General features: G+C 50.4%; 15 protein-coding genes and 2 pseudogenes. All 17 read left to right on the forward strand.

Annotated features, from left to right (window positions below):
- Nucleotides 1–89: 89 nt before the first annotated feature.
- The 17 genes and pseudogenes from DXB18_RS06950 (at nucleotide 90) to DXB18_RS07035 (ending at nucleotide 20,446) form a co-directional block, all read left to right on the forward strand.
- On the forward strand, nucleotides 90–1,319 hold the full coding sequence (locus DXB18_RS06950; RefSeq protein WP_118706783.1) for a U32 family peptidase: 1,230 nt from the start codon (nucleotides 90–92) through the stop codon (nucleotides 1,317–1,319).
- Nucleotides 1,320–1,509: 190 nt separating this feature from the next.
- Nucleotides 1,510–2,244, forward strand: coding sequence for a precorrin-3B C(17)-methyltransferase (gene cobJ / locus DXB18_RS06955; RefSeq protein ID WP_279220828.1), 735 nt, complete (start codon nucleotides 1,510–1,512; stop codon nucleotides 2,242–2,244).
- A gap of 19 nt (nucleotides 2,245–2,263) precedes the next feature.
- Nucleotides 2,264–3,346 (forward strand): nicotinate-nucleotide--dimethylbenzimidazole phosphoribosyltransferase, encoded by a 1,083-nt coding sequence (cobT, locus tag DXB18_RS06960; RefSeq protein ID WP_118706787.1) that lies wholly within the window; start codon nucleotides 2,264–2,266, stop codon nucleotides 3,344–3,346.
- A gap of 4 nt (nucleotides 3,347–3,350) precedes the next feature.
- A complete protein-coding gene (gene cobM / locus DXB18_RS06965; RefSeq protein ID WP_118706789.1) occupies nucleotides 3,351–4,103 on the forward strand; it encodes a precorrin-4 C(11)-methyltransferase in 753 nt (250 codons plus the stop codon).
- A 2-nt stretch (nucleotides 4,104–4,105) separates the two neighbouring features.
- Nucleotides 4,106–5,668, forward strand: coding sequence for a cobyric acid synthase (locus DXB18_RS06970; RefSeq protein WP_118706791.1), 1,563 nt, complete (start codon nucleotides 4,106–4,108; stop codon nucleotides 5,666–5,668).
- Complete coding sequence (locus DXB18_RS06975) at nucleotides 5,665–6,306, forward strand: precorrin-8X methylmutase (protein WP_118706793.1); 642 nt, start codon at nucleotides 5,665–5,667, stop codon at nucleotides 6,304–6,306. Before DXB18_RS06970 ends, DXB18_RS06975 begins: the two co-directional genes overlap by 4 nt.
- Nucleotides 6,307–6,415: 109 nt before the next feature.
- A complete protein-coding gene (locus DXB18_RS06980) occupies nucleotides 6,416–8,701 on the forward strand; it encodes a bifunctional (p)ppGpp synthetase/guanosine-3',5'-bis(diphosphate) 3'-pyrophosphohydrolase (RefSeq protein ID WP_118543650.1) in 2,286 nt (761 codons plus the stop codon).
- A 51-nt stretch (nucleotides 8,702–8,752) separates the two neighbouring features.
- On the forward strand, nucleotides 8,753–9,412 hold the full coding sequence (locus DXB18_RS06985; RefSeq protein WP_118706795.1) for an MBL fold metallo-hydrolase: 660 nt from the start codon (nucleotides 8,753–8,755) through the stop codon (nucleotides 9,410–9,412).
- Nucleotides 9,412–10,917, forward strand: a complete 1,506-nt coding sequence (gene hemZ / locus DXB18_RS06990; RefSeq protein ID WP_118706797.1) for a coproporphyrinogen dehydrogenase HemZ — start codon at nucleotides 9,412–9,414, stop codon at nucleotides 10,915–10,917. Before DXB18_RS06985 ends, hemZ begins: the two co-directional genes overlap by 1 nt.
- A 185-nt stretch (nucleotides 10,918–11,102) precedes the next feature.
- Nucleotides 11,103–12,365, forward strand: a complete 1,263-nt coding sequence (hisS, locus tag DXB18_RS06995; protein WP_118543563.1) for a histidine--tRNA ligase — start codon at nucleotides 11,103–11,105, stop codon at nucleotides 12,363–12,365.
- 112 nt (nucleotides 12,366–12,477) lie between these two features.
- Entirely contained in the window at nucleotides 12,478–14,280 is a 1,803-nt protein-coding gene (gene aspS, locus DXB18_RS07000; protein ID WP_118706799.1) for an aspartate--tRNA ligase, read from the forward strand.
- Between the two features lie 232 nt (nucleotides 14,281–14,512).
- Complete coding sequence (locus tag DXB18_RS07005; protein ID WP_118706801.1) at nucleotides 14,513–15,187, forward strand: response regulator transcription factor; 675 nt, start codon at nucleotides 14,513–14,515, stop codon at nucleotides 15,185–15,187.
- Nucleotides 15,187–16,917 (forward strand): HAMP domain-containing sensor histidine kinase, encoded by a 1,731-nt coding sequence (locus DXB18_RS07010; RefSeq protein ID WP_118706803.1) that lies wholly within the window; start codon nucleotides 15,187–15,189, stop codon nucleotides 16,915–16,917. The genes DXB18_RS07005 and DXB18_RS07010 overlap by 1 nt, the downstream gene beginning before the upstream one ends.
- A 148-nt stretch (nucleotides 16,918–17,065) precedes the next feature.
- A pseudogene (locus DXB18_RS07015) lies at nucleotides 17,066–17,470 on the forward strand (chorismate-binding protein); the annotation flags it as partial.
- Between the two features lie 113 nt (nucleotides 17,471–17,583).
- A pseudogene (locus DXB18_RS07020) lies at nucleotides 17,584–18,039 on the forward strand (indole-3-glycerol phosphate synthase TrpC); the annotation flags it as partial.
- A gap of 147 nt (nucleotides 18,040–18,186) precedes the next feature.
- A complete protein-coding gene (locus DXB18_RS07025) occupies nucleotides 18,187–18,651 on the forward strand; it encodes a phosphoribosylanthranilate isomerase (RefSeq protein ID WP_182430502.1) in 465 nt (154 codons plus the stop codon).
- A gap of 238 nt (nucleotides 18,652–18,889) precedes the next feature.
- On the forward strand, nucleotides 18,890–20,446 hold the full coding sequence (locus DXB18_RS07035; RefSeq protein WP_118543557.1) for a nitrite/sulfite reductase: 1,557 nt from the start codon (nucleotides 18,890–18,892) through the stop codon (nucleotides 20,444–20,446).
- Nucleotides 20,447–20,775 lie beyond the last annotated feature (329 nt).

The raw sequence follows: 20,775 nt of genomic DNA on the forward strand, positions 1-20,775 counted from the left end.
GCTGCAAAGACTGACAGGAATAAAAGACTGACAGGAATATACGCAGCAGCTGCAGGATCGTAGCATAGAATGAATAACAGGAAAAAATTATGAGAAAAACAGAATTACTGATACCGGCAGGCAGCCTGGATGTCTTAAAAACAGCAGTCATCTACGGTGCAGATGCCGTATATCTGGGAGGAGAGGCGTTCGGCCTCAGAGCCAAGGCAAAGAATTTTACCAATGAAGAAATCAAAGAAGGCATCGCGTTTGCACATGAGCGCGGGGTAAAGGTTTATATCACAGCCAATATCCTGGCGCACAACGACGATCTGGCCGGTGTGGAGCAGTACTTTGAGGAGTTAAAGGAAATCCGTCCGGATGCCCTCATCATTTCCGATCCGGGTGTATTTGCCATTGCAAAGCGCGTACTTCCAGACATGGAACTGCATGTCAGCACACAGGCAAACAACACCAACTACGGAACTTATCTCTTCTGGCATCAGCTGGGAGCAAAGCGTGTGGTATCGGCCCGCGAGCTTTCCTTAGAGGAAATCAAAGAAATCCGTGCACACATTCCGGACGATATGGAGATCGAAAGCTTTATTCACGGAGCCATGTGCATCTCCTATTCCGGTCGGTGCCTGCTGAGCAACTTCCTGGTGGGAAGAGACGCAAACCAGGGTGCCTGCACGCATCCATGCCGTTGGAAATATTCCGTTGTGGAAGAAACCAGACCGGGCGAGTATATGCCGGTTTACGAAAATGAGCGCGGCACCTACATCTTCAACTCCAAGGATCTGTGCATGATCGAGCACATTCCGGAGCTGATCGATGCCGGTATCGACAGCTTTAAGATCGAGGGCCGCATGAAGACAGCCCTGTATGTGGCAACCGTAGCCCGCACCTACCGCAAGGCGATCGATGATTACAAGAAGGATCCGGCCCTGTACCAGAAAAATATGGAATGGTACAAAGAAGAAATCGGCAAATGCACTTACCGTGAATTTACTACCGGTTTTTACTTCGGAAAGCCGACGACCGACAGCCAGATTTACGACAGCAACACCTATGTGAAAAATTACACTTATCTCGGTACCGTAGAGGAAGTCCGGGAAGATGGATGCTGCCGCATTGAGCAGAAAAATAAGTTCACTGTAGGTGAGCAGATCGAGATCATGAAGCCGGACGGCCGCAATATCCTGGTGACCGTAAAAGCCATTACGGACGAGGAGGGAAATGCCATGGAGAGCGCACCGCATCCAAAGCAGATTTTATGGGTAGACCTTGGATATGAGGTCAGCCCTTATGATATTTTAAGAAGAAGTGAAATGGAATAACGATTTATTTAACTTTAACGGGGTCGTGTGACTTGCCTTTCGGCAACTCACGCGACCCTTATCATGTATTTCATGTTATTTGTGGATATGCGTTTCTGTGGACTTTTGCCCGGAAATCTTCTATAATATTCCCCATGAAATCGCACGCAGAAACGTGCGAATGCATGACAGGAAAGATGAGGAAAAATCAGTGAAGAATCTTGTGTATGTGGTCGGCATGGGACCGGGAAATTTTGACCAGATGACGTTTGAGGCGCGAAAGGCGTTGGAGCAGAGTGATGTGATCGTGGGGTATACGGTGTATGTGGATCTTCTGAGGGAGTATTTTCCAGAAAAGCAGTTTTTGACAACGCCGATGCGGAAAGAAGTTGAGCGCTGCCGCATGGCATTTGAAGAAGCTAGGAAAGGACAGTGTGTTGCCATGGTCTGCAGCGGGGATGCAGGAGTGTATGGTATGTCTGGGCTGATCCTGGAACTGCAGGAGAAATACCCAGAATGTCAGGTGGAGGTGATCAGTGGTGTGACAGCAGCATTGGCAGGAGGTGCAGTGCTTGGAGCTCCGCTGATGCATGATTTTGCAGTGATCAGCTTAAGCGACCTTTTGACACCATGGGAGAAAATTGAAAGACGGCTCCGCTGTGCAGCGGAAGCAGACTTTTCCATCTGCATTTACAATCCGTCCAGCAAGAAACGGGCGGATTATTTAAAACGTGCCTGCGAGATTATTCTGGAGCAGACAAAGGAAGACCGGGTTTGTGGTATTGTGAGCAATATTGGCAGGGAAGGGCAGAGTGCCCGTGTGCTGCTTTTAAGTGAATTAAAAGATACACAGGTGGATATGTTTACCACAGTGTTTATCGGAAATTCCCAGACGAGAAAGATTGGGGAGCGGATGGTGACACCAAGAGGGTACCGCATCGGATAAAAAGAAAGTGAGATGTAACATGGAACAATATCTGGAAAAGCAGCTTAGCTGCCTTTGCAAGAGCGTGCGCCCGGCAGATGCCCTTGCCGTGGAAGCAGCGAAGCGCCATTGGAACGGGATTGCGAAGCCATTGTACGGACTTGGAAAATTTGAGGAGCTTCTGGTCAAGATCGCAGGAGTCCAGAAGACGGAAGATATCTGTCTGAATAAAAAAGCAGTCGTGGTATTCTGTGCCGACAATGGTGTGGTGGCAGAGGGGGTAACCCAGACAGACAGCAGTGTGACAGCGGTCGTGACCGAGAATTTTGCCCGGGGAATTGCCAGTGTCAACCGCATGGCAGCGGTTGCCGGGGCAGATGTGATCCCGGTTGATATTGGCGTGCTGGGAGAAATCAAAGAGCCGGGGGTCCGAAATTGCCGTATTGCGAATGGCACGAAGAATATGAGAAAGGAACCGGCTATGAGTCATGAACAGGTTTTGGAAGCGATCCACACCGGGATTACGCTTGCGTCGGAGCTTAAGGATGCAGGCTATGATCTTCTGGCAGTCGGGGAGATGGGAATTGGCAATACGACGACCAGCAGTGCCGTGGCCAGTGTGCTTTTGCAGGCTCCGGTAGAGCTTGTGACCGGCCGTGGTGCCGGACTTTCCAATGCCGGACTGGAAAAGAAGATCGAGGTCATTAAAGAAGCCATTGCCCTGCATCAGCCGGACCCGGAAGATCCGCTGTCAGTTCTGGAGGCGGTAGGTGGTTTTGATATTGCCGGGATGTGTGGCCTGATGCTTGGAGGGGCGATTTACCGGATCCCGGTTGTGCTAGATGGGCTGATCTCCCTGGTGGCAGCGCTTTTGGCGCAGAAGCTTTGTCCTCAGGTGACAGACTTTTTGCTTTCTTCCCATATGGGAAAGGAACCGGCCTGTGCCATGGCGATGGAAAAACTGGGATTAGAGGCCAGTATTTATGGGAATCTGGCGCTGGGCGAAGGGACCGGAGCGGTTATGCTGTTTCCGCTTTTGGATATGGCAGAAGCTGTGTACCGGGAAAACAGTACATTTGAGGAGATTCATGTGGGGGCGTACCAGGAATTTAAGGAGGAGTAAACTTATGATCTATTTTATCGGAGCCGGACCGGGTGATCCGGAACTGATCACTGTAAAGGGGAAACGCCTGATCGATGAGGCAGATATCATCATTTACGCGGGTTCCCTGGTGAATCCCCAGGTGCTTTCCGGGGCAAAGGAAAGTGCAGAAATCTATAACAGTGCGACCATGCATCTGCAGGAAGTGCTGGAGGTGATGAAGCGCGGCGTGAAAGCAGGAAAAAAGGTGGTCCGTGTCCACACGGGTGACCCGTCCATTTATGGTGCACACCGGGAGCAGATGGTAGAACTGGATAAGCTTGGAATCCCGTATGAAATCGTACCGGGTGTCAGTTCCTTTTTGGCGGCAGCGGCCAGCTTAAAACGGGAGTACACGCTTCCGGGTGTGAGTCAGACCGTCATCCTGACCCGCATGGAAGGACGGACTGCAGTGCCAGAGCGGGAACAGATCGAGGCACTGGCAGCACATCAGACGACTATGGTTATTTTCTTAAGTGTCGGGGAGATCGTGGAACTGGGCAGACGGCTGCAGGCGGGCGGTTATCCGGCAGATACTCCGGCGGCTGTGGTGTATAAGGCTTCCTGGGAAGACCAGAAAATTGTGACAGGAACGCTTGCAGATATTGCGGATAAAGTAAAAGAAGCAGGCATCCGCAAGACAGCACTTGTCACGGTGGGTCATTTCCTTGGAGATACGTTTGAACTTTCCAAGCTTTATGACGCACATTTTACAACGGAATTCCGTCAGGGGGTTTAGGAATGGCAAAGAAAATCATGATTCAGGGAACCATGTCCAATTCAGGAAAAAGCTTTCTGGCGGCGGCGTTGTGCCGGATTTTGAAACAGGACGGACTTTCCGTGGCTCCGTTTAAATCCCAGAATATGGCGTTGAATTCTTATATCACGAAAGACGGGCTGGAGATCGGACGGGCACAGGCGATGCAGGCTGAGGCAGCAGGCATTGCTCCTACGGTGGATATGAACCCGATCCTGTTAAAGCCGACCAGCCAGATGGGAAGCCAGGTGATCGTAAACGGGAGAGTGTTCGGCAATTTAAGAGCTATGGATTATTACCGGAGAAAAACCGAGTTCATCCCGGCTGTGAGGGAGGCATTTGAGCGTCTGGAAAGCCAGTACGATGCCATTGTCTTAGAAGGCGCCGGAAGTCCGGCAGAGATCAACCTGCGGGACAATGATATCGTGAATATGGGAATGGCGAAGATCGCCAATGCGCCGGTGCTTCTGGTCGGGGATATTGACCGAGGCGGCGTGTTTGCCTCGCTTTATGGAACGGTAAGTCTTCTGGAGCCGGAGGAGCGGGCGCGTATCAAAGGTCTGGTGATCAATAAATTCCGGGGCGATGTGAAGATTCTGGAGCCGGGACTTCGCATGATCGAGGAAAAACTTCACATTCCGGTCGTTGGCGTGATCCCGATGGAACAGATTGACTTGGATGATGAGGACAGCCTGTCGGACCGTCTGGTGCGGACCGAGGTGCAGGAGGGACTCGATGTGGCAGTGATCCATCTGCCGCACATCTCCAACTTTACGGATTTTAATGCGCTGGAGCATTACGAAGGCGTTTCCCTGCGGTATGTGGACCGGACGGCGCATCTGGGACATCCGGATCTGATCCTTTTGCCTGGAACCAAAAATACGATGGCAGATTTAAAATGGCTGCGGGAGAGCGGTCTGGAAGCATTGATCCAGAGACTGGTGAAAGAGGAGCAGGTGCCGCTGATCGGAATCTGCGGCGGCTATCAGATGTTAGGGGAGCGGCTTTCTGACCCGGAGGGTGTGGAAGGCGAGCCGGGAAGCTCTATGCGCGGCATGGAACTTCTGGCTGCGGAAACCATTTTTGCAGCGGAAAAGACCAGGACACAGACCGAAGGAACGCTGCAGGAACTGCCGGGAATTTATGCAGCATGTGCGGGACAGACCGTGAAAGGATATGAGATCCACATGGGGGAGACATTCCGGACAGAAATAGAAGCTGGAAATAGTGACATTTCTCATGAAAAGGGTGAAATAGCCCCGGCAGTCCGTCTTGCAGACGGCCGCATGGACGGATTCGTGCGGGCAGACGGCCTGGTGTTCGGAAGTTATCTGCACGGCATCTTCGACAATCTGGAGTTTACCGGAGCCATTTTAAACCAGCTTGCAGAAAAAAAAGGCATCAGCCTGACTGCAACGGCAAAAAGCATGGAAGAATATAAGGAAAGCCAGTACGATAAGCTGGCAGATCTGGTACGGAGGTCTCTGGATATGGAGGCGGTATACCGTATTATGGAGGAATATGAATCAGAAAGGACAAGATTATGATAGAAGAAATGCAGTGGGTCCGTCCGGAGGAGATCGAGGCCCGCAGTATGGCGATCATCGAGTCAGAGATGCCAAAGGGCAGCTGGAGTGCAGGGGAGCTGGCTGTGGTCAAGCGCTGCATTCACACGGCGGCAGATTTTGATTACGCAGAGAATCTGTATTTTTCTCCTCATGCTGTAGAGCAGGCCGTGGCTATGATGAAGAGCGGAAACGGCTTTACCATTGTAACCGATACCAACATGGCACTCGCAGGTGTGAATAAGGCGGCATTAAAGCAGTTGAATGGAACGGTGCGCTGCTTTATGGCAGACCCGGATGTGGCAGCGGAGGCGAAGGAGCGCGGGGTGACCCGCGCCATCGTCAGCATGGAGCGCGCGGCAAAGCTTTCCGGTCCGGTCATCTTTGCAATCGGAAATGCGCCTACTGCGCTGATCCGTCTCTATGAGATGATGCAAACTGGTGAGATCCACCCGGATTTCATCATCGGGACTCCGGTTGGGTTTGTGAATGTCGTGGAATCGAAAGAACTCATCTGTCAGTCGGATGTTCCCTGCATCGTTGCGCGCGGCAGAAAAGGCGGCAGTAACATTGCGGCAGCTGTGTGCAATGCGCTGATGTATCAGGTTACCAGGGCTTAGAAATCAGTTAAAAGGCCTAAAAGGCGGACTACGGGACGTAATGCTTGCATTTTCCGACAAAAATATTTATAATGATTTAATAACTATGCTCAAAAAGGTGGCTTTTTCTATGGCAAAAGAACAGACGGAGAAGAAAATGGACATTGAGCTGGAAAATCCCGCAGATTTTACCAGCCCGGAAGAATTGTATGAGGACCTGATCCGCAGTATCCGGAAGTATCATCCTTCGGACGATATCTCCCTGATCGAAAAGGCGTACAAGATCGCGCATGAGGCCCATAAGGATCAGAAACGAAAGTCGGGTGAACCTTACATCATTCACCCTCTTTGTGTTGCCATTATCCTGGCAGACCTGGAGATGGATAAAGAGACGATCGCAGCGGGTATCCTTCACGATGTTGTCGAGGATACGGTTATGACGTTAGACGAGCTCTCCAAGGAGTTTGGACCGGAGGTAGCGCTTTTGGTAGACGGTGTTACCAAGCTGACCCAGCTGTCCTGGTCGAAGGATAAGGTCGAGATGCAGGCAGAGAACCTGCGAAAAATGTTCCTTGCCATGGCAAAAGATATCCGCGTGATCCTCATCAAGCTGGCAGACCGTCTGCACAACATGCGTACGCTGCAGTATATGAAACCGGAAAAGCAAAAAGAAAAAGCCCGTGAGACCATGGAAATTTATGCGCCGATCGCCCATCGCCTTGGTATTTCCAAGATCAAGGTAGAGCTGGATGATCTTTCCTTAAAATATCTGCAGCCGGAGGTTTATTACGACCTGGCTGAGAAGATTTCCCTTGGAAAGGATGCGCGCGAGGAGTTTGTTAAGGGCATTGTAGATGAAGTTTCCGCCCATATGAAAGGAGCAGGCATTGAGGCGAAGGTAGATGGCCGCGTCAAACATTTCTTCAGCATTTACCGGAAAATGGTTAACCAGCACAAGACACTGGACCAGATCTACGATCTGTTTGCGGTCCGCATCATTGTCGAAACCGTGAAGGACTGTTATGCGGCACTTGGTGTCATCCATGAGCTGTACAAGCCGATCCCGGGACGGTTCAAGGATTATATTGCCATGCCGAAGCCGAACATGTACCAGTCCCTGCATACGACGCTGATCGGCAGCAACGGTCAGCCGTTTGAAATCCAGATCCGTACCTTTGAGATGCACCGTACCGCGGAATATGGTATCGCAGCACACTGGAAATACAAGGAGAGCGGCAGCGGTAAGATCGCGGCAGGCGACGAAGCTGCGAAGTTATCCTGGCTGCGCCAGATCCTGGAGTGGCAGAAGGATGCCAGCGACTCCAAAGAGTTCTTAAGCATGGTAAAGGGTGATCTGGACTTATTCTCTGAGAATGTTTACTGCTTTACCCCGTCTGGTGATGTCAAGACACTGCCGAGCGGTTCCACGACCATTGACTTTGCCTACTCTATCCACAGTGCTGTCGGCAACAAGATGGTGGGGGCAAGGGTCAACGGCAAGCTGGTACCGATCGAGTATGTGGTCCAGAACGGTGACCGTATCGAAGTCATCACATCCCAGAATTCCAAGGGACCGAGCCGGGACTGGCTGTCTCTGGTGAAGAGCACCCAGGCAAAGAACAAGATCAACCAGTGGTTCAAGAGTGAGTTAAAGGAAGACAATATTGTACGTGGTAAAGAACTGATCGACCGCTACTGCAAGACCAAGGGGATCAACTTTGGTGACTTAAACAAGCCGGAGTTCCAGGAAAAGGTGATGCAGCGTTATGCGTTCCGTGACTGGGATTCAGTTCTGGCTTCCATTGGACACGGCGGCTTGAAAGAAGGCCAGGTCATCAACAAGATGATCGAGGAACGTGCCAAGAAAACCCGCAAGGAAGTTACCGATACCAACATTTTAGACGGTCTTAGTGAGATGTCCGGTAACAAAGCCGAGGTCAGCAAGAAGTCCAAGGGCGGCATTATGGTCAAGGGGATCCACGATGTGGCAGTCCGTTTCTCACGGTGCTGCAGTCCGGTGCCGGGCGACGAGATCGTGGGCTATGTGACCCGCGGTCGCGGCGTTTCCATTCACCGTACCGACTGCGTAAACATTATCAACCTTCCGTCAGAGGAGCGTACCAGACTCATCGAAGCAGAGTGGCAGCAGCCGGAGAATGATACAGACAGCAAGGAGCGCTACACCACAGAGATCCAGATCTACGCAAATAACCGGATCGGTATGTTTGTCGATATTTCCAAGGTATTTACGGAGCGTCAGATCGACATCACTTCTATGAATGTGCGCACCAGCAAGCAAGGCAAGGCCACCATCATCATGACGTTTGATATTCATGGAATTGAAGAACTGAACCGCCTGACTGACAAGTTAAGACAGATCGAGGGCGTGATCGATATAGAGAGGACTGCGGGATAGTTGTTCCGCAGTTTTTCTTTTCATTTATCAAATGGGAAAAAGGAGCAAAACATGAGCAATTTTCGAATAAAAACCTACGTGCTGGGCGGCATCAGCACAAACTGCTATCTTGTATTTTGCGAGGGAGAAAAGGCGGCGGTGATCATCGATCCGGCCGACAATGCGGACTACCTGGTCAGCAAATGCCGGGAGTTTGGCGTGGAGCCGGAGGCTGTGCTTTTAACGCATGCACATTTCGACCATATGATGGCGGCAGATGATATCCGCAAGACATACGGCTGTAAGCTTTATGTGCATATGGACGATGAGAAGATGTTAAATGATCCGTCCCTGAATCTTTCCGGGACCATGGGAACCGAGCAGGTCAGCATCAGCGCAGATCATTTGCTGCGCGATGGCGATGTGCTGCACTTTTTGAACCGGGAGTGGAAGGTTATGGCAACACCGGGACATACCGCGGGTTCTGTCTGTTATTACATCCCGGAAGAAGAGGTGGTCTTCAGTGGAGATACCTTATTTGCAGAGTCTTTAGGCCGGACCGATCTTCCGACTGGAAGTATGTCTGCAATCGTGCATTCTATCGCGGAAAAACTTCTTGTATTGCCGGATGAGATCATGGTTTATCCGGGCCACGGCGATGCCACGACGATTGCCCATGAAAAGCAGTACAATCCGGTGGCTGCGTATGTGAGAAAGGGAGGCAGACGGTAATGATCGGAATTTTGTTAAACGACAGTGCCTATGAGCAGGATATCCGGGAACTATTGATGGCATTTTACCCGGGGCAGACGTTCGCGCACGAGATGCAGGATGATCTGGACTTTTTCGTGGAAGGAACGGTAAATGAAGACCACACAGAGTTTAATCTGTGTCTGGGACATCTGGGAAGAAGTTCTTTTGCGGCGCTTTCCATGGAAGCGCTGGAGCCTGGCGTGCGTGCAGAGCTTCAGGCGGCAGCGGAAAGCAGCGTTTTAAAGGTTGATTACGAGAATCGTTTCGAGACGAAGAACAAGATCAAGCGCAGACTCTATGTGCTGCTGATGCAGCAGACCGGAAAACTCCTTCCGTGGGGAACCTTAACCGGCATCCGTCCGACCAAGATCGCTATGACCAAATTTGTGGAGGGAGAGAGTGCGGAAAGCATCTTCCGCCACATGAAGGACACTTACTTTACCGGCAACGAGAAGATCAACTTAAGCATTGAGATTGCCCAGAGAGAGCGCCAGTTGCTTTCCACAATCGACTATAAAGAGGGATACAGTCTGTATGTCGGCATTCCGTTCTGTCCGACCACCTGCCTGTACTGCTCCTTCACCTCTTATCCGATCGGAAAGTGGAAGGACCGCACTCATGAGTATCTGGACGCATTATTCAAAGAACTGGACTATGTGGCAGAGAAGAAAAAAGGCTGTACCCTGGATACCGTCTACTTTGGAGGCGGTACCCCGACTTCCCTATCCCCTGAGGATCTGGATCAGCTCATCACCAAATTGAAAGCAACCTTCGATTTCTCTACCGTTCAGGAGTTTACGGTGGAGGCAGGACGTCCGGACAGCATTACCCGGGAAAAACTGGAGGTCTTAAAGAAACACGGGGTCGGTCGTATTTCCATCAACCCGCAGACCATGAAGCAGGACACTCTGCGGCTCATCGGACGCCGCCATACCGTAGAGGATGTGGTGGACCGTTTTCAGCTTGCGCGGGAAGTTGGCTTTGACAACATCAACATGGATCTGATCATCGGACTGCCGGAGGAAACGTTAGAGGACGTGCAGGCGACCATGGAAGCCGTGAAGGCGCTGGCGCCGGACAGCGTGACCGTGCACTCTTTAGCAATCAAGCGTGCAGCACGCTTAAATACCATGAAAGAAGTCTATAAGGACTTAAAGATCGAGAATACTCAGGAGATGATCGACCTGACAGCCCGCTATGCAAGAGAAATGGGACTGGAACCGTATTATCTGTACCGCCAGAAAAATATGGCTGGAAACTTTGAGAACGTCGGCTATGCGGCACCGGGAAAAGCCTGCATTTACAATGTGCTCATCATGGAGGAGCAGCAGACGATCATCGGCTGCGGGGCAGGAACTACGACCAAGCGTCTTTTCCCGGAGAAAAACCGCATCGAGCGCTGTGAGAATGTCAAAGACGTGGAGCAGTACATCAGCCGTGTGGATGAGATGATCGAGCGGAAAGAGAAACTATTTGCGCAGTAAGGGAACCGCAGCGTAACTCTGCTGCCGGGTGCGTATGTGCAAAGAGAAACAAAACTTTTGCCGGACATCCCGTAACTTACATACTTGCGATTGCATTTTGTGTTTTAGAATAGTATAATCTTTAGGAATATGTGATTTTTCAGATACACAGAGAGATTTACAAAGATAGAAAACGGAGAAAGAATATGGCATTGAAAAAGAAGCCGGTTACCGGCATGCGTGATATCCTGCCGGCAGAGATGCAGGTGCGGGAATATGTGATGAACCAGATCCGTGAAACCTACCGTAGTTTCGGATTTACCCAGGTGGAGACTCCATGTGTGGAGCATATCGAGAACCTGACCAGTAAGCAGGGCGGTGACAACGAGAAGCTGATCTTCAAGATCTTAAAGCGCGGCGAGAAGCTGAACCTTGAGACTGCTGAAACAGAGAATGATTTAACAGACAGCGGACTCCGCTACGACCTGACCCTGCCGCTGTCCCGTTATTATTCCAACAACGGCGCACAGCTGCCGAGCCCGTTCAAGGCTCTGCAGATGGGCAGTGTATGGCGTGCAGACCGTCCGCAGCGCGGCCGTTTCCGCCAGTTCACCCAGTGTGATATCGATATTTTAGGCGATGCAACCAATATGGCTGAGATCGAGCTGATCCTGGCTACGACCACAGCACTTGGCAAGATCTGTCCGAAAAACGCATTTACCGTGCGCATCAATGACCGCGGTATCTTAAAGGGTATGGCACTTTACTGCGGTTTCCCGGAGGATGGACTGGATCAGGTCTTCATCACCCTGGATAAGATGGACAAGATCGGTCTGGACGGCGTAAAGACAGAGCTTCTGGAACTTGGCTATGCACAGGAGAGCGTAGAAAAGTATGCAGACCTGTTAGCAAATCTGGGCGAGGATGCAGCAGCAGTCCGCGGTCTGGGTGAAACCTTAGCCGGTGTGTTAGATGCAAAGACTGCAGAGAATCTGGCTAACATTATGGATACCGTGACCGAGGTTGCGGAAACTGATTTCAAGCTGGCCTTTGACCCGACTCTGGTGCGCGGTATGTCTTACTATACCGGAACCATTTTTGAGGTTTCCATGGAAGGTTTCGGCGGTTCCGTTGCAGGCGGCGGAAGATACGACAAGATGATTGGCAAGTTCACTGGCCAGGATACCCCGGCCTGCGGCTTCTCCATCGGATTCGAACGTATCGTTACCATCCTTATGGAGCAGGGCGGCGAAATCGAGAATGCAGCTCCGAAGAAAGCATACCTCATCGAAAAGGGTATGGACCAGTCCCGCTTCGGCCAGATCATGAAACAGGCTATGGACGAGCGTAAAGCCGGTGTCCAGGTGCTTGTTTCCATGATGAACAAGAATAAGAAGTTCCAGAAGGAGCAGCTGAACAAGGAAGGCTACACAGAGTTTGTAGAGTTCTACAAAGAAGCACTGAAATAAAGAAAAACTTTGAAATAAGAAATCAGCTTTAAAATAATAAGGTTTAAATGAGAACCATTATAAATTCAGAAGAACCACGGAGTGATCCGTGCTGAAATAAGGAGACAAAACCATGGCAGAATCAATGCTGGGACTGAAACGGTCCCATCGGTGTACGGAAGTCACCACAGCAAACATCGGTCAGGACGTGACCGTAATGGGCTGGGTGCAGAAAAGCAGAAACAAGGGCGGAATCATCTTCGTAGATTTACGTGACCGCTCCGGTATCCTGCAGATCATCTTCGAGGAGAGCGACTGCGGCGCAGAGAGCTTCGCAAAGGCAGAGAAGTTAAGAAGTGAATATGTCATTGCAGTAACCGGCCGTGTTGAGGCACGTTCCGGCGCAGTCAATGAGAACCTGGCAACCGGCGCGATCGAGGTACGTGCCAACAGCCTGCGCATCTTATCTGAGTCCGAGACCCCGCCATTCCCGATCGAGGAGAACTCCAAGACCAAAGAGGAACTGCGCTTAAAATACCGTTTCCTGGATTTAAGAAGACCGGATATGCAGCGCAACCTGCTTCTCAGAAGTAAGATCGCTATCCTTACCAGACAGTTCCTGGCAGAGGAAGGATTTTTAGAGATCGAAACCCCAACCCTCATCAAGAGTACTCCGGAGGGAGCAAGAGACTACCTGGTACCGAGCCGTGTGCATCCGGGTTCCTTCTATGCACTTCCGCAGTCCCCGCAGCTCTTTAAGCAGCTCTTAATGTGCTCCGGCTACGACCGTTACTTCCAGCTGGCACGTTGCTACCGCGATGAGGACCTGCGTGCAGACCGTCAGCCGGAGTTCACCCAGATCGATATGGAGCTTTCCTTCGTAGACGTAGACGATGTGATTGATGTCAACGAGCGTCTCTTACACAAGCTGTTCAAGGAAATCTTAAACGTAGAGATTCCGCAGCCGATTCCGCGTATGACCTGGCAGGAGGCTATGGACCGTTTCGGTTCCGATAAGCCGGACCTGCGTTTTGGTATGGAGTTAAAGAACGTATCCGATGTAGTCAAAGACTGCGAGTTTGTCGTATTCAAGGGCGCACTCGAAAACGGCGGTACCGTCCGTGGTATCAACGCAGAGGGACAGGGCCATATGCCGCGTAAGAAGATCGACGCACTGGTTGAGTTCGCAAAGGGCTACGGCGCAAAGGGTCTTGCTTACATCGCAATCCAGGAGGACGGCAGCTACAAGTCTTCCTTCGCGAAATTCATGACCGAGGACCAGATGGCAGCCCTCATTTCCGCTATGGATGGTAAGCCGGGTGACCTGCTGTTATTCGCAGCAGACAAGAACAAAGTTGTATGGGATGTTCTGGGCAACCTGCGTCTGGAGATCGCACGTCAGCTTGATCTCTTAAAGAAAGACGACTACAAGTTCCTGTGGGTAACTGAGTTCCCGTTACTGGAGTACTCCGAGGAGCAGGGACGTTTCGTAGCAATGCATCACCCATTCACCATGCCGATGGACGAAGACTGGCACCTGATCGATACCGATCCGGGCGCAGTACGCGCAAAGGCATACGATATCGTATTAAACGGTACCGAGATCGGTGGTGGTTCCGTTCGTATCCACCAGAGCGACATCCAGTCCAAGATGTTCGAGGTACTGGGCTTCACACCGGAGAAGGCACAGGAGCAGTTCGGCTTCCTGCTTGAAGCATTCAAGTACGGAGTACCGCCGCACGCTGGTCTGGCATACGGCCTTGACCGTGTGGTCATGCTGATGGGCGGCTGCGACAGCATCCGTGAGGTCATTGCATTCCCGAAGGTAAAGGATGCCTCCTGCCTGATGACCGAGGCACCGACCCCGGTAGATCCGAAGCAGCTTGAGGAGCTTGGCATCGAGGTGTGCGAAGAGGCTGAGAAGACAGAAGAATAAAAACGCAATAAATTTGATTAGGAAAAGGGCTCTGGAATGCTGCCATATGGCGGCATTCCGGAGCCCTTTTATACAGTTCGGGTTGTATCTGTGAAATCTCTGTGAAAACGTGGAAAACCAGAAAAATATCTGCTAAAATGGGGAAAAAGAAGGAACAGATGCCGCTTGCAAGGTACAGTCAGCGGCAAAAAATTTGCATGAATGAACGTAAGCAGAGAGGAGACGATACATAATGGATTCCTTAAAAATATTAGTAGTAGACGATGAAGCCAGAATGCGCAAGCTGGTCAAAGACTTCCTGACGATCAAGGGCTTTTCCGTGATCGAGGCGGAGGACGGCGAGCAGGCGGTCGATATTTTCTTCAAACAGAAAGATATTTCACTGATCATTCTGGATGTGATGATGCCGAAGATGGACGGCTGGGAAGTTTTGAAGACGGTGCGCCAGTATTCCCAGGTGCCAGTCATCATGCTGACAGCCCGGGGTGAGGAACGCGATGAACTCCAGGGATTTAAGCTTGGAGTGGATGAGTATATTTCCAAACCGTTCAGCCCGAAGATTCTGGTTGCGAGAGTGGAGGCGATTCTGCGCCGGTCCAACGTAGCGGTGAGCGAGACCATGGAAGTGGGCGGTATCCGCATTGACAAGGCGGCGCACCTGGTCGAGATTGACGGAAAACCGGTTGACTTAAGTTACAAAGAGTTTGAACTTTTGACTTACTTTGTGGAAAACCAGGGCATTGCGCTGTCCAGGGAGAAGATTTTGAACAATGTCTGGAATTATGATTATTTCGGGGATGCCCGCACGATCGATACCCACGTTAAAAAACTGCGCAGCAAGATGGGTGAGAAGGGCAATTATATCAAGACCATCTGGGGTATGGGGTATAAATTCGAGGTAGACTGATGAAGCATAAAAAAGTTTTTCAATTTCATTCGATCCGCCACCGGATCATGCTGATCTTTGTAGGGCTTATGGCGGCGATGCTTTTTGCCATCTGGGGGGTCAATTCCTGGTGGCTGGAGCGCTATTATGTGGATCAGAAACTGAAGGTGATGGAAGAGGCTTATACCGATATTGATACAGTCATCCAGGAAAAGGTCGGGGAAAATGAAAATATCGGAGATGTCCTGAAATCAGAGCTGGAGCAGGAGTGGGAAATCTGGAAGCAGACGGCAAAAGGCGAGGAAGATTCCGATAACGCCGATGCTTCAGGTGAAGCATCCGGCGCAGACACACCGAAAGAATCTTCAAATCAGGCTGACGAGGTTCCGGCAGAAGATCTTCCGGCTGGCCTGCCGCAGGAACAGGGAACGCTTCTTGGGACGATCCGCAGCTACAGTGAGCAGAACAACATTGCCATGACCCTGATCGACAGTGATACGGGAAAAGCCCTGATCACATCCGGGCGTGACAGTGACTTCCTGACCCAGAAGCTGCAGCGCTATGTACTGGGCAAGGGGCAGAAGCACATGCAGGTGTTAAAACAGCACGACAATTATGTGGTTGAGAAGAACATGGATTTCCGTTCCAGCGGCACATATATGGAGAGCTGGGGCTATTTTTCCGACAACCGGACCATGTTCATCATGTCCATGCCGCTTGCAAGCATCCGGGAGAGCGTGGAGTTGTCCAACCGGTTTACTACCTGGGTCGGTCTGATCGCGCTGGTATTTGGAAGTGCCCTGATGTGCTTTGTGACCAACCGTATCACCAAGCCGATCTTGAAATTATCTTCTCTGTCCGAGGAAATGTCAAAGCTGAACTTTGATGTTGCTTATGAGGACGACGCAGAGGATGAGGTCGGTATTCTGGGGCGCAGCATGAACTCGCTGTCCCACAGCTTGAAAGATGCCATTGGTGCGCTGCAGGCTGCGAACAAACAGCTGCAGCACGATATTGATGAAAAAATCCAGATCGATGAGATGCGAAAGGAATTCATCGCGAATGTTTCCCATGAATTAAAGACGCCGATCGCGCTGATCCAGGGCTATGCAGAAGGCCTTTGCGACGGCATGTGTGAGGATGTGGAAAGCCGCAATTACTACTGCGAGGTCATCATGGATGAAGCCAACAAGATGAATAAGATGGTGCGTCAGCTGCTGACCTTGACGGCTTTGGAATTCGGAAACGATACCCCGAGTATCGAAGCCTTCGATGTTTCAGAACTGGTTCATGACCTGATCAATTCCTCCAGCATCCTGATCCAGCAGAATGAGGCAAAGGTAACCGTGGACATGCCGGAGATTCTCATGGTCATGGGTGATGAATTCAAGATCGAGGAGGTTGTGACGAACTATCTCACCAATGCCATGAACCATCTTGGCGGAGAACACCAGATCCGCATCTGGAGTGATGTAACCGACAAAGTGGCGAAGATTCATGTATACAATAATGGCAATCCAATCCCGGAGGAAGACCTGCCGAACCTGTGGACGAAATTCTACAAGGTGGACAAGGCCCGCACCCGCGCTTACGGCGGAAGCGGCATCGGACTTTCCATCGTCAAGGCAATCATGGAAGCCCATCACCAACAGTATGGCGTGGCAAACCGGGAAGACGGCGTGGAGTTCTGGTTTACGCTGGCGCTTGCGCCGGAAATTCCGGAAGATCAGGAACCGGCAGAAAATCCATAACGGCGAAGCTTTAGAAAAGTCCCAAAACTGACAGCCCTAGAAGAAACCTGGCAGAAACACAGGACGGCATTTCCGGCGAAAAAGAACAAAAGAAAATAGAGAGACGGGAGGCTGAGAACCGTCAGAACGCAGCTTGTTAAATGGACCGCTGGAAAAATATATGGCAGTGGAGCGTTACTCCCATGTGATGCATATCGGTTCTACAGTAGGCGGTCAGATCCGACCAGAATATGATGCGGTCGATGCGGTCGATGCACTTTTGCCGGCAGGCACCCTTTCCGGAGCACCAAAGTTTAGGACCTGTGAGATCATCCAGGAGCTGGAGGGCGGCAGGCGCGGCATTTACGGCGGAGCTATCGGGTATCTGGATTTCTCAGGAAACCTGGATGTCTGCATTGCGATCCGCATCGCTTATGCCAAGAAAGGCAAGGTCTATGCTCGTTCCGGCGCCGGAATTGTGGCTGACAGTGTCCCGGAAAGTGAATATCAGGAATGTCTGAATAAGGCAAAGCAGATTCCATTCAGGCTGGGATTGATCTTGCAAAAGAAATGATCGACAGCGGAAAAGCTGCCGCACAGCTGAAAAAATTTGTGGAGTTGTCGAATCAGTAGATGGAAATTATGCAATGCAATTGAAAATTCCGCAGAATACCGTTGTGGCAGCAGATTTCTGTTCCGGTTCTGCGCAAAGACTTTACGGTGGATTCCTATATGATCGACCAGGCAAAGGTCTTTGGTGCGTCGGCCGTGCTTCTGATCTGTGCGATCCTGGACGATGGCGAGCTTCGCGAGTATATGGCACAGGCAAAAGCGCTGGGACTTTCTGTGCTGGTAGAAGCTCACGATGCAAATGAGGTGGAGCGTGCCTTAAAAGCAGGTGCTTCGGTGATCGGTGTCAACAACCGGGATCTCAGAACCTTTGAAGTGGATGTAACGAATTCCGTATGCCTGCGCAAGATGGTGCCGCCAGAAGTTGTATTTGTGTCAGAAAGCGGCATTCGTGGGTCGGAAGATACGAAGGTTTTGTATGAAAATGGAACGGACGCAGTGCTGATCGGGGAAATCCTGATGCGCAGTCCGGATAAAAAGGCAGCACTGGCGCAGTTTCGACAGAAACGATAAACGGAGAAGTGCGCTGCAATGCGTAAGCAGTAACAGAAAAACATGCTGTAATATGCAGAAGAAAATCCGTTGCTGTTTGCGCAACGTGTGAACAGTAACGAAAATCAGGCATGCAGCAGAAAACATAGGAAAATGGGAGCAAGAAACGTGACAAAAATAAAAATCTGCGGCCTAAGACGCCCGGAAGATATTCAGGCAGTCAATCAATATTTCCCGGATTATGCAGGCTTCGTATTTGCTCCGGGGAAATGTCAAATTACCCCGGGACAGGCAGAAAAGCTTTCCAGAATGTTGAATCCAAATATTTGCCCGGTAGGCGTTTTTGTGAATGAATCCGAAGATATTATCTGCCGCCTGGCAGACTCCGGCGTGATCCGTGCGATCCAGTTCCATGGCCAGGAGACAGAAGAACAGATCCACCGGATGAAAAACCGCTTCCCGGATATTCCGGTGATCCGTGCAGTGTCCATGAAACAGGATCATGAATTAAAACGCTGGGATGCAAGTGAAGCGGATTATCTTTTACTGGATGCCGGAAGCGGCGGAACCGGACATACCTTCGATCACAGCCTGATCACGCAGGCAGGAGCAATTCAAAACCATGGTTTTTAGCTGGCGGTATGCGGGCAGACAATGTGCGGGAAGTAATTCAGACGTTTCATCCGTTTGGAGTAGACTGCAGCAGCGGAGTGGAAACAGAAGGAATGAAAAACCCGGTGAAAATCCGGCAGACCATAGAAAATGTACGAAAGCCATTTTCATGAAAAGTGAAGTGTGATAGAATCAAAAGCATCTGGGAAAATCAGGTGCTTTTTGATTTTTCGACAAATCACATTAGGAGGAGAAGGTTATGGAAATCAGAAATGACCAGGACTGGAAACAGGATATTCCGGCGTTTCGGGAAAAAACAGCTGCATTTTATGCTGGAGAACTCAGTAAGGATGCTTACAAAGGTTTTTCAGGTTTATATGGAAGTTATGCACAGAAAGGCGGCAAGGCCAGCATGCTGCGCCTGCGTATGACCGGTGGCTGTGTGACAAAGGAAAAACTGAAATTTGTTGCAGATACGATCCGGAAATATCAGCTGCACAAGGCACACTTTACTACCTGCCAGACCATTCAGCTGCATGATCTGGATGGGGCAATCGTTGCCGATATTATGGAACAGGCTCTGGATGTTGGAATCGTCACCATGGGAGGAGGTGGAGACTTTCCGCGTAATGTGACCTGCAGTCCGCTTTCTGGTGTAGAGAAGGAAGAATATTTCAATGTACTGCCATGGGCAAAGGCAGCAGGCGAATACCTGATGGGCTTTATCCGTGCGGAAAAAATGCCGCGTAAGCTGAAAGTGGCTTTTTCCAGTTCTCCAAAGAATCTCTCCCATGCGACTTACCGGGATCTCGGCTTTGCAGCCCGCCCGGATGGATGCTTTGATGTTTATAGCGCGGGAGGACTTGGAAACAATCCGCGTTTTGGCGTACTGATCGCAGAGGCAGTAAAACCGGAAGATATCTGCTATTACATCAAGGCAATGTGGCTGACCTTCCGCGCCTATGGAAATTATGAAAATCGTGGTAAAGCCAGAAGCCGCTATATGCAGGAAAGTCTCGGTGGTGCAGAAAATTACAGAAAAGCATTTCTGGAAAAGCTGGATGAGGTCTATGCGTCTGGCGAGGATCTGAAGCTTCGGGTTCAGAAAATGGAAGTGAATAAGACCGGAGATGGCAGCACGGTTTCTGATAGCCGTGCTTTGGAACAGAAACAGGAAGGCCTTTATACTGTGCTGTGGCATCCGATCGGAGGACAGCCGGATCTTTCTGTACTGTGTGCGCTCAGCGATGCGCTTCAGAAAATGGATGAAGCAGAAATGCGCCTTGCACCGGATGAGACTGCGTATATCATCAATCTGACTGGCGAAGAGGCTAAAAAAGTTCTGGCGATCACAGCGGATAATACTGCCAAGACCGAGTTTGAGGCATCCGTAAGCTGCATCGGTGCATCGGTCTGCCAGGTCGGCGTGCGGGATTCCCAGGCACTTTTGCAGGCGTGCGTAAAAGCAGTGCGGGAAGCAGACCTTCCGGCAGATGCACTTCCGAAAATCCATATTTCCGGATGCCCGTCCTCCTGTGGTACACACCAGACCGGTGTCCTGGGATTTCGCGGAGCTGCAAAGAGGGTAAATGACAAAACGGAATCTGCGTTTCTTCTATACTTAAATGGATGTGAGGAACAGGGAAAGGAAAAGATGGGAGAAGAACTGGGGACGATTCTGGAAAGTCAGATTCCAGAGTTTTTAGTAATGCTCGGAAAGACCGTTGCAGAAACTTCACTCAGCTTCACTCAGTGGAACCTTGAAAATCCAGATGGAGTAAGAAAGGCAGCGGCTTCATTCATAGCGATGCAGTAGGTCAGAAGTTCCATACATATGGGAAAAAACATGTTTTCCACGATTTCCGCGAAAAAGGTGAATTACAAAAGTAAATTCCACTTTGCGCAAAAAAATGAAAAAAGTTGAAAAATACTGTTGACATTTGTCGTGACATTTGATATTATAATCCTCGCCCCGTGAGAACGGGGCAGGGAAATGAAAAACTTCCAAAAATAAATTAAAAAAGTTGTTGACAAAGCGAAAACAATGTGATAACATATAACACGTTGCTGCTGAGAACAACAGCAAATGAACCTTGAAAATGAAAGATTGAACAGTGTTTAAAACCCTGAAAATTCTAATAAAAA

It is taken from the genome of Clostridium sp. OM02-18AC, from assembly GCF_003481825.1.
In the GTDB taxonomy this organism is placed as follows: domain Bacteria; phylum Bacillota; class Clostridia; order Lachnospirales; family Lachnospiraceae; genus Brotaphodocola.